This window comes from Virgibacillus dokdonensis (assembly GCF_900166595.1).
GTDB classification, from domain to species: Bacteria; Bacillota; Bacilli; order Bacillales; family Amphibacillaceae; genus Virgibacillus; species Virgibacillus dokdonensis.
This window is the reverse complement of record NZ_LT745763.1, coordinates 1106329-1121168: the sequence shown is the minus strand read 5'-3', so window position 1 is coordinate 1121168 and position 14840 is coordinate 1106329. Positions and strand designations below refer to the sequence as shown.

11 protein-coding genes are annotated in these 14840 nt (G+C 37.8%); 1 reads left to right on the top strand and 10 read right to left on the bottom strand.

Annotated features, from left to right (window positions below):
• The first annotated feature begins 43 nt into the window (after positions 1-43).
• Positions 44-949 (top strand): glutamate biosynthesis transcriptional regulator GltC, encoded by a 906-nt coding sequence (gltC, locus tag B2C77_RS06795; protein WP_077702943.1) that lies wholly within the window; start codon positions 44-46, stop codon positions 947-949.
• Positions 950-1317: 368 nt separating this feature from the next.
• Here gltC and B2C77_RS06790 read toward each other — a convergent pair whose 3' ends face one another.
• The 10 genes from B2C77_RS06790 to B2C77_RS06745 form a co-directional block, all read right to left on the bottom strand.
• A complete protein-coding gene (locus tag B2C77_RS06790; RefSeq protein ID WP_077702942.1) occupies positions 1318-2907 on the bottom strand; it encodes a long-chain-fatty-acid--CoA ligase in 1590 nt (529 codons plus the stop codon).
• A gap of 149 nt (positions 2908-3056) precedes the next feature.
• Positions 3057-4040, bottom strand: coding sequence for an NAD(P)H-dependent flavin oxidoreductase (locus tag B2C77_RS06785; protein WP_077702941.1), 984 nt, complete (start codon positions 4038-4040; stop codon positions 3057-3059).
• 458 nt (positions 4041-4498) lie between these two features.
• On the bottom strand, positions 4499-5980 hold the full coding sequence (hutH, locus tag B2C77_RS06780) for a histidine ammonia-lyase (protein WP_077702940.1): 1482 nt from the start codon (positions 5978-5980) through the stop codon (positions 4499-4501).
• Between the two features lie 244 nt (positions 5981-6224).
• Entirely contained in the window at positions 6225-6662 is a 438-nt protein-coding gene (hutP, locus tag B2C77_RS06775) for a histidine utilization transcription antiterminator HutP (RefSeq protein WP_077702939.1), read from the bottom strand.
• Positions 6663-6820: 158 nt separating this feature from the next.
• Positions 6821-8101, bottom strand: a complete 1281-nt coding sequence (hutI, locus tag B2C77_RS06770) for an imidazolonepropionase (RefSeq protein ID WP_077702938.1) — start codon at positions 8099-8101, stop codon at positions 6821-6823.
• Positions 8102-8114: 13 nt separating this feature from the next.
• Entirely contained in the window at positions 8115-9077 is a 963-nt protein-coding gene (hutG, locus tag B2C77_RS06765) for a formimidoylglutamase (protein WP_077702937.1), read from the bottom strand.
• Between the two features lie 205 nt (positions 9078-9282).
• Entirely contained in the window at positions 9283-10953 is a 1671-nt protein-coding gene (gene hutU / locus B2C77_RS06760) for a urocanate hydratase (RefSeq protein ID WP_077702936.1), read from the bottom strand.
• Between the two features lie 32 nt (positions 10954-10985).
• Positions 10986-12122 (bottom strand): acyl-CoA dehydrogenase family protein, encoded by a 1137-nt coding sequence (locus B2C77_RS06755; RefSeq protein WP_077702935.1) that lies wholly within the window; start codon positions 12120-12122, stop codon positions 10986-10988.
• Positions 12119-13267 carry a CaiB/BaiF CoA transferase family protein gene (locus B2C77_RS06750; RefSeq protein WP_077702934.1) on the bottom strand — a complete coding sequence of 383 codons (1149 nt, stop codon included), beginning with the start codon at positions 13265-13267 and terminating at the stop codon, positions 12119-12121. Before B2C77_RS06750 ends, B2C77_RS06755 begins: the two co-directional genes overlap by 4 nt.
• Positions 13268-13346: 79 nt before the next feature.
• The gene (locus B2C77_RS06745) at positions 13347-14672 is read right to left on the bottom strand and encodes a YjiH family protein (protein WP_077702933.1); all 1326 of its coding nucleotides are present in this window, start codon (positions 14670-14672) and stop codon (positions 13347-13349) included.
• Positions 14673-14840: the final 168 nt, after the last annotated feature.

Below are 14840 nucleotides of genomic sequence, written 5' to 3'. Positions count from 1 at the left end.
AAAATCAATGCGTTTTACGCATTAATAAGGAGAATGAGGCAAAATGGAACTCAGGCAAATTCGTTATTTCATGGAAGTAGCTTCCAGAGAACATGTTACAGAAGCCGCGACTGCGCTACATGTTGCCCAATCTTCTGTAAGTAGACAAATTGCCAATTTAGAATCTGAGTTAGGGGCTGATTTATTCATTAGAGAAAACAGAAAAATAAAGTTAACCCCTATAGGAAAAATCTTTTTCGAACGGATGAAGCAGGCAATGAACGTTATTGATCATGCCAGTAGGGAAGTAGAAGAATATGTAGACCCCAAAAAAGGTACGATTCGCGTCGCCTATCCAATTAGTCTCGCTGCTTATATGTTACCTACCGTTATTCATGCCTTTCGAACAGAATATCCAGAAGCAAAATTCAACCTGAAGCAAGCACTTTATCCTGAATTAATGCATGGGCTTACAGATGGAGATTTTAATTTAGCTTTGCTTGGTCCGTTGCCTAAAGAAAATAACAAATTTCAACGAAAAGCATTATTTACTGAAAGAATTGTAGCATTACTACCCCTTCACCACCCACTTGCAGATAGAAGTTCCATTCGTCTCAGGGAGCTAAAGGATGATCCTTTTATTGTTTTGCCAGAAGGGTTTGTATTACGTAATCTGGTTGAGGAAGCATGTTACACCAAAGGTTTTGCTCCTATTATTGGCTTTGAAGGAGACGACACAGATGCTTTAAAGGGGTTGGTATCAGCAGGACTTGGCATTGCGCTTATGCCAGAAGTCACGTTAATTGATAATACACCACGCTCTACGGTTGCCATTCCGTTAGCTGAAAACGATATTACTCGAACAGTTGGTGTGATTACCCCTTCCCATCGACAATTATTACCAACTGAAGCGATCTTTTATGACTTTTTATTGCAATTTTTTTCTAGAATAAACTACTTTAGTCATTAGTTATGCCTACAAAAGTAGCCTCCCGACAAGAAATTTATTGTTAACGGAAGGCTGTTGTAAAGCTTTTTTATTATACTATAGGAAAGTTTAAAGGTTTATAGTATAGGAAAAACGACAGCGTTTTTTTCCATAAGACTTGCCAACAAGCAACGTTTTTCTAAAAAATATTAAAGTGCTGTAAGACTACTGCTCCAAGAATTGGAGCATGTGAAGTGGGGGATGAAAAAAGCCCCCACAGATGAACAATCATTTATAGAAAGCGTTGCGGATTGCAAAATATTTATTGCAAAAGTAATTGTTATTCCTTTAGGATAGATGTGCTTACTGCAATCATTTTCTATCTTGGTAAACGAAGACGCTTCATCGTATTAATTTACCAGCCGTTCACTATCCCAATACATTTGACGCAAACGAAATTTCTGTAATTTTCCTGTAGCTGTTTTAGGCAATTCTTTAACAAATGCTACTTTTTTTGGTGCTTTAAAATGTGCCATATTGTCACGACAATACGTAATAATATCTTCTTCAGTAACGGTAGCGTTTTTCTTCAAAATAATAATTGCTAGTGGTACCTCTCCCCATTTATCATGTGGAACAGCGATAACAGCTGTTTCTAATACGGCAGGATGACGATATAAAACACCTTCAATTTCCGTAGAAGAAATATTCTCACCACCAGAGATAATAACATCTTTAGCTCGGTCACGTATTTCTATATAGCCATCAGGATGCGTTACAGCTAAATCACCTGTATGAAACCAACCGTCCTTGAACACCTCTTTGGTTCGCTCCTCATCTTTATAATAGCCTTCCATAACAACATTGCCTCTAGTTACAATTTCTCCAAGTTCTTCCCCGTTCCATGCAACTTCTTCGCCATCTTGATCGACTACTTTTGTTTCTCCATTAAAAACCATTTCTACACCTTGCCTCGCTTTTAAAGCGGATTGTTCTTCAAGAGATAATTGGTTGAATGAAGATTTCCACTCATTGTATAAAATGAATGGGGATGTTTCTGTCAAACCATACACATGTAAGATATCCAAGCCAAGCAAATCTTGCGCTTGTTGGATTAACGCTGCTGCTGGTGGAGAACCTGCTGTAGCCATTCGTGATTTTACATTAATTGAAACCTCGTTTACTTTTGGCTCGTTTACAAGCATATTAATCACAATTGGAGCGCCACATAACAGCGTTATTTGGTGTTTTTCAAATAAATCTAAAATGACCTTTGGATCAACTTTTCGTAAACATACATGTACACCACCGACAGCCGTAATCGCCCAGACACCGCCCCAGCCATTCACATGAAACATGGGAAGTGTGTGGAGATAAACGTCTTCGTGCTTTACCCCTAAATGAAACATAAAATCTGCGGCATTCATATAATTGCTACGATGTGTTTGCATCACTCCTTTAGGCTTAGATGTTGTACCACTTGTATAATTAATGGTTAAAAGTTGATTTTCATCTAAGTGAAGTGGTGAAAATGAAGTGGGCTCAACGTATTGAATGAAATGTTCATAATCTATTCCCTCTATTTGATTATCATAACCAGGTACCTCGACAACAACAATATCATTCAGATTCAATTCAGATTGAATCTCTTTAATAGAGGAAGTGAATGCTGCATCAACAATGAGTAATTTAGCATCGCTATGATTAATAATATACGCCATGTCTTCAGGTGAAATACGATAATTTAACGGAACCATAACCGCCCCCGTTTGACATATCCCATAAAAACATTCCAGCATATAATGTGTATTCGGTAACATAACAGCTATGTGATCTCCTTCATGGATTCCCGCATTGATTAACGCTTGTGATAGTCGATCTGTTCTTTCTCCAAATTGCGCATACGTAAATGTTTTTTCTTCATCAATAACTGCCACTTTGTTGGGATAATATTTAATTGCTCTTCGTTTCCAATCAATTGGTGTTAGTGGATAATGCATACAACCTGCCCCTTTGTATGTAATTTTTATCTTCTTCACAATAGATGTCGTAAACGAACAGAAACTACGGATACGACATCTCTATGGATAAAGCATTAGTCGGTACGTGCACGAGTTTCTTAACAAATTGTAAAATCTAGTAGAAAAGATTATTTCATGTATACAGCATTTCGTTGTTTTATATTTCGTATTCCTTTTTCATAGGAGGTTTCTAGCTCATCCACAATTTCTGAAATAGTTTGAATCTCTTTAATAGGACCAATTCCTTGTCCAGCACCCCAAATATCTTTCCATGCTTTTGCCTCCGTTTGCAGCTTATTAAAATCGATTTCCTGCTTCGGTTTTAAGTTAGTTGGGTCTAACCCTGCTTTTGTAATACTCGGGATAAGGTAATTAGCATGTACCCCACTAAAAGCATCCGTATAAATAATATCTTCAATAGCAGAATCAACAATCATTTGCTTATAATCTTGAGAAGCTTCACTTTCTTTTGACGGGATAAATCGCGTCCCCATATAAACAAAATCTGCTCCAAGTACTTCAGAAGCTAGAATATCCTCTCCTTTTGACATTCCGCCAGCTAAGATAACCGGACCTAAAAAGAAAGAACGAACCTCATGCAGAAATGATATCGGATTTAGCTGCCCTGCGTGACCACCTGCACCACTTGCTACTAAAACAAGTCCATCTGCTCCTTTTGCTATTGCTTTTTTAGCAAATTTGATATCAATGACATCTGAAAAAACAATTCCACCATATTCATGAGCAATTTTCACAACTGGACTAGGATCACCTAAAGAAGTAATGACAATTGGTGGTTTATATTTTTCTATTAATTGTAAATCCTCCGTATAACGCTTATTAGAACGATGCGTTATAAAATTTATTCCCCACGGAGCAATTTTTTTATTTGGATTATCTTTTTTCATCTCCTCTAACTCGTTAGTAATTTGTTCCATCCAATGCTCCAATATTTCTTTTGTTCTTGCATTTAATGCAGGAAATGTCCCTACAATTCCTGCTGCACAAGCTTCTGTAACCATTTTAGGACTAGAAACTAAAAACATTGGTGCCATAACAATTGGCAAACGCATAGACGCTTTCATTTCTTGAATTGCTTCGTTAGTCTTCATTTTTAACTACCCCTTTGTCTATATTTAGATCCTCCACCTAGAGTAATCGCTTTCAGTTGCACATCTAGCAAAATTACTACGATCACTAAACCCAACGTATAATTACTGATAATTCTAATAATTTTTCCATTCATTGTCAAGGCTTTTTATGAAATAGGAACCTCTTGCCTTGAGGAAACATTCCATTTTTAAAATTGGTATATCGCTAAAGCTTATGGAGGTAGCCAGTATTTCTTATACGATTAACCTTAAATTTTTTTAGTTTTCATAGAGAAACTTCAGCGAAATACATGCGGACTCCAGTTATTCTACAGTACTACCTTAAAAAAACTTGGCTTATTGGCAATTCATATGGCGAATGCTATAGTTTTTCTTAAACTATAAACGCTAAAAATTTTATGCTTCCTACAGTATTAAAAACATATCTACGTAGCAACAAATGTAGCATTTATAATTATTTAATAGCTTCGTAGTGTATCGGATAACCTTTCTATATCTTCAGAAAATACACGATCTTTAGTAATCCTTGGAACAATTCCCCTATGTTCCTCCCATTTTCCTCTTATCTTTGGAGCCATCTTATCAACTCCCCTATATTCTACAGCTTCAAGAGCACAAATACATTCTATAGTAATAACTTTTCGCGTATTATCAATAATTATTTTTGCATGTCTAGCTCCGATGGTCCCCATACTTACATGATCTTCCTGATTAGCAGAAGACGGAATAGAGTCCACACTAGCTGGATGCGCCAGCGTCTTGTTTTCTGATACTAAGGAGGCAGCAACATATTGCATAATCATAGCTCCTGATTCGAGTCCTGGTGACGGGCTAAGGAAAGCTGGCAAATCATTTAACTGCGGGTTAACTAACCTTTCCACCCTACGCTCAGAAATATTTGCTAACTCAGCAACTGCAATTTTCAAAAAATCCATTGCTAAAGCAATTGGCTGCCCGTGAAAATTCCCGCCTGAAACGATCAACTTTCCATCATTTAAAATTAACGGATTATCTGTGGCTGCATTTATTTCTATCTCTAACTTCTCTTTCACATAATCCAATGCCTGCCATGAAGCTCCATGAACTTGTGGAATGCACCGTAATGAATACGCATCCTGTACTCGTTTTTCACCTTGACGTGTGATTAACTTGCTTCCTTTAAACCACTCCCTCATTCGCTCTGCTACAGCTATCTGTTGAGGGTAACCCCGCACTTCATGAACGGCTGGATGAAATGCATCGATAATACCTTCAAGTCCTTCCATCGTCATTGCTGCAATCCATTCACTATCAAACGCTAGTTTTTCCGTTTCAATATAATTCATGATACCTACTGCCACCATTGCTTGCGTTCCATTAATTAACGCAAGCCCTTCCTTAGACTGTAACGTGATTGGGACTATTTCTTTTTCTGAGAAAACAGTTTCTGTAGATCTTATTTCGCCGTTCTTACCAAAAACGTTGCCTTCTCCTATCAACACTAAAGCTACATGCGCAAGTGGAGCTAAATCACCAGAAGCCCCTAATGATCCTTGTTGCGGAATAACTGGATGAACTTGTTTGTTAATCAGATCAGCTAGTAAGTGTACCAATGTTGGCCTAACACCAGAAAAACCTTTCACTAGAGCATTTAGTCGTAGTAATAGCATAGCCCGAGAAATTGTTTCAGAAAAAGGCTCGCCGACTCCACAAGCGTGCGAACGAATTAGGTTCAATTGTAAATCGCTTACGTTATCATTATTAATGATAACATCACTAAGTTTCCCAAATCCTGTATTTATACCGTAAACTGTTTCCTGATTTGCTACTATTTGATCGACGCTATTACGACTTGCTTTAACTTTTTCCATGCTTTCTTTGCATATAGATATATCTTCCATATTAACGCAAACACGCCTCACTTCATCGACCGTTAATGAATGACCTGTTAATTCCACCATACGTACTCCCCCTTTTGAAATGTCTTTGTTAAAGTGTATCTTCAAGTAGTGGGGTTTTCCCTCATCCCAAAACTTGTTGATAGCATAAGAGAAACTTGGCTTTTTTCCCTTTTTTATGAAGAAAGCCGAAGTTTATAACCCTCTAGCTCTTAAGATTTCTTATAGTACAACAAAAAAGAGGTAATAATGGCAGATAAAGCTAGCCATCATCACCTCCTACTTAGCTAACGACTATAGGTAATGATTATATATGATTAATTCCTAAGCCAATTGCTTCGTGTTCCAGCCCTCTTATGGGCGCTCCAATTGTCCCATAAAAGGCTACCGCTATCCACTCGCCTTCTTGTTCAAGCTCGTACGGCTTTCCGCGTACGACAGCAAAGCGCAAACCAACCGTTCGCATCATCTCTCCAAGCGCCCACTGCCCTCGCGTCACACCTTCAAGCGCTTCCAATATAGCATGATATAATGCATGCGTTTCACGGTACAGCTTTTCTTCAATCATTCCACTCCGTTTAACAGCGGTTTCTACAGAGGAAATAACCTTCTGTAATTCCATTGACCCTACTTTCCCCTCACAAATCTGCACGGTTTCAAAAGCAGATGAGAAGTAAGTACGTTCTTCCTCATCCAGCATGACATGTAAAGTCGCAATCTTGCCAATACGCAAATGGTTATTCATGATCAATACATACCCCTAAGCTGACATCTTTTCTAATAACTAATAGCTATCTTCAGTATATGCGTTCTCCAATAATTTCGTCAAGATTGTGAAAACGAAACGTAATATAATTTTTTATACTATTAACAAAATCGTACATTCTCATCATTTCCATTTACTTAGTAATACGCTAAATGTCTCTCTTCCACAACAATTTCCCCATTTTTAATCACTGTATCTACATGATTCATCCCATACTGATAGGATAATGTTAAGTAGTTAGGTACATCAAAAATCGTTATATCTGCTTTTTTACCAACTTCTAAACTACCAACCTCTTTTGCACAGTTAATAGCGTGAGCAGCATTTATTGTTGTTGCCATAAGCACTTCTTCTGGTGTCATCCCCATCTTTAAACAACCTAAATTCATAATGAATTGCAATGATAATGTTGGAGAAGACCCTGGATTAGCATCCGTTGATAATGCAACAGCAACTCCATTATCAATCATCTTCCGAGCGTCTGCAAATGCCGCCATTAGGAAAAAAGCAGTGCCAGGAAGAAGGACGCCAACGACATCGTTTTCTGCCATTTTAGTCATTCCTATTTCAGAAGCTTTTAACAAATGATCAGCAGAAATAGCACCTACTTCCGCTGCTAACTCCGCTCCACCATATGGCTCTATTTCATCAGCATGAATTTTGGGGATGAGACCATATTGCTTTCCTGCTTCTAAAATTCGTTTGGATTGTTCAGGCGTGAATACACCTCGCTCACAAAATACATCGTTAAAAACTGCTAAATTTCGCTTGGCTACTTCTGGGAGCATTTCATCAATCACTTTATCGACAAATTTTTCTGGCTGGTCTTTTTCCGCAATTGGAATTGCATGCGCCCCCATAAATGTAGATACAATATCAATGACATGGTCCTTATTTAACTGCTGCGCTACTTCCAATTGCTTTAATTCGTGCTCTGTTGTAAGACCATAGCCACTTTTCGCTTCAACTGTTGTCACACCATGTAATAGAAACGTATCTAACCTTTTTTTTGACGTTTGATAAAGTTGTTCAAAACCTGCTTTTTGCGTCGCTTCTGTCGTTGCATGAATTCCGCCACCTGCATGCATAATATCCATATACGTCTTTCCTTTTAAACGCATCGCATACTCATTTTCTCTCGTTCCAGCATGCACAAGATGTGTATGTGGATCAATAAGTCCAGGTGTGACAATTTTTCCTGTTGCATGAATTTCTTTCGCATTTCTAACTACGTCTGGATAATTGTTTTTTATTTCTGCTTCCGTACCTACTGCTATAATTTCTCCGTCTTGAGCTAACACACTCCCATTCTCAACAATGCTTAATTGCTGCATCGCTTCTTTTTTAGCTGGTTTATCTGTATGACCTTGCATCGTAATTACCTGCGCTGCATTTTTCACAAATATAGAGTTTGACATGTTTAACGCCCCTTCATAGCATATTTTTTCTATTTTGCATGGATTGCATAGCATCTGCAATGAAATAAGCAGCTAATTTTACTGTTTTATTATTTTCATCAACAACAGGGTTTACCTCGGAAATATCCATACTAAGCAAATTCGGTTTGGCTACTATATACCGTATCAAGTCTCTAACTATTTTAGGCTCTAACCCAAGCGGAGATGGAGCGCTCACACCTGGAGCTGCAGTTGCTTCCACCGCGTCCATACATAAAGTAAAGATAATATAATCATGCTGTTTCGTAAAATCGTCTATCAATTTTATAGTTTGGCTATCATTGGCTACGTCCTCAGCTAAAATATAATTACTTTGATACTGAGCTGCTTCTTGAAAAAGAGCTTGCGTGTTTCCCCATTTTTGAATACCTAAACATAAATACCCCGCAAACTTATCTTGCTCCAATATCTGTTTAAACATCGTACCTGAAGTTGGCAGAAAATCATTTCGTAAATCAAAATGCGCATCAATATTGATTATCCCCAATTTTGTTGTTTGATTGACATATTGACGTGCACCAAGATAATGTCCATATAATGTTTCATGTCCTCCTCCAAGTATGATTGGTGTGGATTGTGCTTGTAGTAAATAATGCATGTATTTCCCTAATTCTTCTTGTGATTCTTCTAATTGTTGATGTATACAACTTACATTCCCTACGTCAAATATAGACAATTTTTCTAAATGGTAAGCTAAATTTGCCAGTACAGATCTAATTTCATATGGCGCTTTTGCCGCACCGACTCGACCTTTGTTCCTGCGAACACCCTCATCAGAAGAAAATCCAATCAAAGCTATGGATCCCTTTAAATCATTATCTCGTTTACGTGATGCAATGTCTTTCAATTGAATAGCTTGGTGAAACCGAAAGTAAGCTGGATCTGTTGCATGATCTACCCTCCCAGACCACCATTGTTTTTCTGTCATCGAGTACATGTTCCTACCACCTTTCACAATCTTTATGGCAAAAGCTATTGTTCTATACGAAAAGCCTTTATTTTTCTATGGAAGAACACTTATCATGATTAGAAAAATTTGGGTTGTCGCCAAGTCTTATGGCGGAAAAACGCTGTCGTTTTTTTATACGATAAACCTTATAATTTGTATAAAAAGGAAAGCCTCAACAGTTCATGTTCTTCGACTATACTTCGGAATCCATCATCGGAATGTAAATTCCTTTCTCTTTTGCTGTTTCAATAGCAATATCATATCCAGCGTCCACATGCCTTGCTACTCCCATGCCAGGATCGGTGATTAAAACCCGCTTTATTTTTTCAGCTGCTTCTTTCGTGCCATCTGCTACGATAACTTGACCCGCATGCTGTGAATATCCCATACCCACTCCACCACCATGATGTACGCTAACCCAACTAGCACCACCAGCAGTATTAAGGAGTGCATTCAATATTGGCCAATCAGATACGGCATCACTTCCATCTTTCATCCCTTCTGTCTCTCGATTTGGAGAAGCTACCGACCCTGAATCAAGATGATCACGACCGAATACAATAGGAGCTTTCATTTCCCCTGTAGCAACCAACTTGTTAACTTCTAATGCAAAACGATGACGATCTCCATATCCGAGCCAGCAGATGCGAGAAGGAAGCCCTTGCCATTGTATCATTTTTTGCGCCATATTTATCCACTTTACAAGAGACTCATCTTCAGCAAACATTTCTTTAACTAGACGGTCCGTACGGTAAATATCCTCTGGATCACCTGAAAGGGCTGCCCAACGAAATGGCCCTTTCCCTTCACAAAATAGCGGACGGATATAAGCAGGAACAAAGCCAGGAAAATCAAAAGCATTTTCCACTCCCGTTTCTTTCGCATAAGCTCGAATATTATTGCCATAATCAAACACTTCAGAACCAGATGCTTGAAAATCCAACATTGCCTGAACATGAACACCCATAGTAGCTTTTGCCTTTTCTTCATAAGCTTTAGGATCCTTCTTTCTTAATACCAAAGCTTGTTCGAAACACATTCCATTTGGTATATATCCATTTATTGGGTCATGCGCGCTCGTTTGATCTGTTACAATGTCTGGGACGATTCCCTTTTCATAAATAGCTGGAAATACATCAGCACAATTACCAACAAGACCAATGGAAACGGCTTCCCTTTTTTGGCGATATTTATTCACTAGCTGTAAAGCCTCGTCTATGTCGGTAACCAAGTAATCACAATAGCCCTCATTTATTTTGCGTTCAATTCGTTTTCTTTCTACTTCGACTACAAGCGTAACCGCTCCAGCCATTTTCCCTGCTAATGGTTGCGCACCACTCATACCTCCCATGCCACCTGTTAAAATAAGTCTTCCGGATAGATCTGTTGATCCAAACGCTTTTTTGCCAGCTTCTACAAAGCTCAAATAAGTTCCTTGTAAAATGCCTTGTGCTCCAATATATATCCAGCTACCAGCTGTCATTTGCCCATACATCATAAGGCCTTCACTTTCCAATTTATAAAAGTGATTCCAATTTGCCCAACTGGGCACGATATTTGAGTTGGCGATTAATACACGAGGTGCATGGTCATGTGTTTTAAATACAGCTACAGGCTTCCCTGATTGTACAATTAGTGTCTCATCGTTTTCCAGCTTTTTCAACGTAGCAATTATTTTATGGAAAGATTCCCAATTCCTTGCTGCTTTGCCTATCCCACCATAGACAACTAATTCATCTGGATTTTCTGCTACTTGTGGGTCTAAATTATTCATTAACATCCTCATTGCTGCTTCTTGCTGCCAACCTTTACATGTTAATTCTGACCCCGTAGGTGCCTTAATGACTTGATTTGTATTCATCATTAAATCTCCCCTTTATATTCTTTATGAAGTAATTATTTTAATAAGTGACTAGCGATAACAATTTTTTGTATTTGAGACGTGCCTTCAAATATCTCTAATATTCGTTGATCGCGATAATATCTTTCTACTGGAAACTCCTTCATGTATCCATAACCGCCATGAATTTGAACTGCTTTATGCACAATTCTTTGACTCGCTTCAGACGTTATTAATTTTGCAATAGCTGCTTCCTGAGAAATTCTTCCCCCACCATCCTTTAATGAAGCTGCGTAATACGTGTACATACGAGATACTTCTAAATCAGCTTTCATTTCAGCCATCATCCACTGCAAACCTTGATATTCCGCAATGGGGTTGCCAAATGCTGGCCTTTCTTTAGCATATTGAACTGCTGCATCTAAAGCAGCTTGTGATAAACCTACAGCCATCGCCGCAATGCCAATCCTTCCCCTATCCACAACTTGCATAGCAAGCTTAAAACCATCTCCCTCTTCTCCTAGAAGGTTTTCTTTTGGTATACGACAGTTTTCAAAAATCACTTCATCTGTGGTAGCTCCCCTAATCCCCATTTTGTCATCCCCTACTCCAAACGAGAGGCCTTCTGTTCCGTTTTCTACTATAAAAGCACTAATGCCTTTATTTCCTTTTGATGTATCCGTTTTCGCATAAACAATAATAATATCAGCATATTTACCATTAGTAATAAAATGTTTCATACCGTTTAAAACATAATCATCGCCATCTTTTACGGCTGTCGTTTTCATGGAACCTACATCTGTTCCCCCAATCGGTTCTGTTAACCCAAATGCAAAGAGCTTTTCACCTTTACAACCAGGGATTAAGTACTCTCTTTTTTGTTCAACACTCCCTGCTAAGAATAAACCATCAATTCCTAAGTAATGGGCTGTTAATATAGAACCAGTTGCAGCACAGCCGTATGTTATTTCTTCAACTGCTATTGCTTCCGTTATAGAGTCAGCACCTACACCGCCAAATTCTTCTGGGTATGCTATCCCTAACAATCCAAGTTCCCCCATAGACTTTACGTGCTCCAAAGGGAATGCATTTTTCTCATCCCATTCTTTTGCTCGGGGCGTCAATACATTTTTCGCATAATCACGAACCATGCTTCGAATACTGATTTGTTCCTCCGTATACCCAAAATTCATTTCATCATCTCCTTATATTTTTCAAGTATAGCTTCTGTATGCTCTCCAAGCTCTGGGGCTGGCTGAATATTCGTTTGTTTTAAGCTTGATAACTTAATAGGATTTCCAGGTATTTTAAACAAACCATGTTCTAATTGATTCACATCTACAAGCATATTTCTCTCTTTTATATAGGCACTTTCAGAAATATCTTTTATGTCGTGTATAACAGAACAAGGTACCCCCCCTTGTTCAAGTAAAGCTGCTGCCTCTGTTGCAGTGTATGGACGTAACCAATTTTCTATTTCGGCTTTTAATAACTCTTGGTATTTCTGTCTGTTGTTATCTGTACGAAAACGTTCATCCTCTAGCATATCTTCCCGATGAATTAATGTAGTAAATCTTTCAAACAATGATTCATTAGCAATAGCAATAGCTAAATATCCTTCTTTTGATTGATATATATCGAACGGTGCACTTATCGGGTGCCGATTTCCAATTCGTTGTGGAACATTTTCATCTACTGTATACCGCATCACATTACTCTCCAATAATGCATATATCGAGTCTACCATCGCCACATCAATATGCTGCCCTTCCCCCGTTCGCTCTCTATGAAATAAAGCAGTAGTGATCCCAATCGCTGCATTTAAACCAGCACTAGTATCTCCTAAGGAAGCACCAACACGTGTTGGTGGTGAATCAGGATAACCATTAATACTCATTATGCCTCCCGCGGCTTGTGCAATAAGATCATAGGCAGGCTTATTACTCCAGACGCCTTCTTGTCCAAAACCGGAAATAGAAGCATAAATAATATTTGGTTTCATAGCTTTTAGAGATGCGTAATCTAAATTAAATTTGCGCATAATTCCAGGTCTAAAATTTTCAATTACGACATCTACATCTTTCACCATTTCCTTTAATAAACAAATAGAGTCAGGGTCTTTTAAGTTTAGTTCAACGCTCTTTTTTCCAGTATTTAAATAAACAAAATAGCCACTTAACCCATTTTGAAATGGTCCAAAAGAACGTGTATCGTCTCCATGCCCTGTTCTTTCTATTTTTATAACTTCAGCACCAAAATCTGCTAGTATTTTTGTAGCAAATGGACCAGCTAAAACCCTTGTAAAATCTAACACTTTTATCCCCTCTAATGGTTTCACAGTAAAACCGTCACCCTTCTATTTAAATTTAGAAAAACTCCTATAGTGTAAAAAAGCTTTTTCTTAAAACTACTCTTTTTCAAAAAATTAACTTTGCTATTGGTATGATGATAAATAACGTTAGCACAACTCTCTGAAACCATATAATAATCATCTTAGATATCGGTATTGGTATATCCGTTGAAATAATGACAGGGATTACTGCTGAAAAAAATAAAATGGATGATACGGAAAGCACAGCAACTATAAATCTAGTTGCAAGCTCAGCTTCCACCACAAGTAAAGATGGTAAAAATATCTCCGAAATGGAAATAGCAGCAGCTTTCGCAGTTAATAGAGCTTCAGGTGCTTGTAAGAGCCATGTAATTGGAACAAAAATATAAGCCAACCAATCAAATAGTGGTGTATAATAGGCAAGTACTAAACCAAGTAGACCTACAGACATTATGGAAGGGAGTGTATTCATTGTCATCATTAATCCTTCTTTTAAATGCGCAACTACACTAGAAAATATACTAGGAGCTCGATTTGCCGCATAAATGCCTTCTTTCCATCCATGATATAATCGATTCTTTTTGATGATCGTTTCAGGATTTCCTTTTCCGCTAATGTACGTATTCTTTATCCTGCTTAAGGGCCAAATTCTTACTGTAATAGCTGTTACAACAAACGTTATGATTAAAGACATCCAAAAGTACAAGTTCCAAAAATCCATTAGATTTAACGTATTTGCAATAACTATCATGAACGTAACAGAAACTGTAGAAAAGCCAGTAGCAATAATGGAAGCCTCTCGAATTGTGTATTTACCCTGATTAAAGACTCGATTTGTTACTAATAAACCTATCGAATAACTACCGACAAACGATGCAACTGCATCAATTGCTGAGCGTCCTGGAGTTTTAAAAACAGGGCGCATAATTGCTTGCATAAATACGCCAACGAACTCTAAAAATCCATAGTTAACAAGTAATGCTAAAAACATAGATCCTATGGGTATTAAAATACCAACAGGTATGATTAATTGTTGTAATAAAAATGGCCCGAGATCAGGATGAAAGAGCCAAGCTGGCCCAACGTTCCATACAAGCATGGTTCCAAAAACAAATCCAACAACTTTAAATAAAGTAAGGATTACATTAATAAAACTATCTCTCCATGTCTTATTAGCTATTGGATAGACAGCACCAAGAAAAAGAATGAGAACAGTATAACTATGTATGACAAACATGGGGAGGGTGGTTTTAATTCCACTTACAATATGGTCGAGTAAAATTGATGATTCTCCTCCAATTGGTACGGGAACAAAGAAAGAAATGATCCCAAACAAACTGAATAGCACAAACTTCCAAGCGGCTCTTTTATCCGATAACGATTGCTCCTCTCGAATTTTTGTTTTTTCCATTGCTTAACCCCCAGAACTAATAATGCGCTTACATTTTTATTATTTTCTTTATTATATTTTTTCTGATATCATTAAAAAAGAGATTTTTTTACGAACTTTAGCATATTTTTATTACTCAATTCGATATAGCAATTCCTTTGTAGCAATACTATTTTATAGTTAGGATTT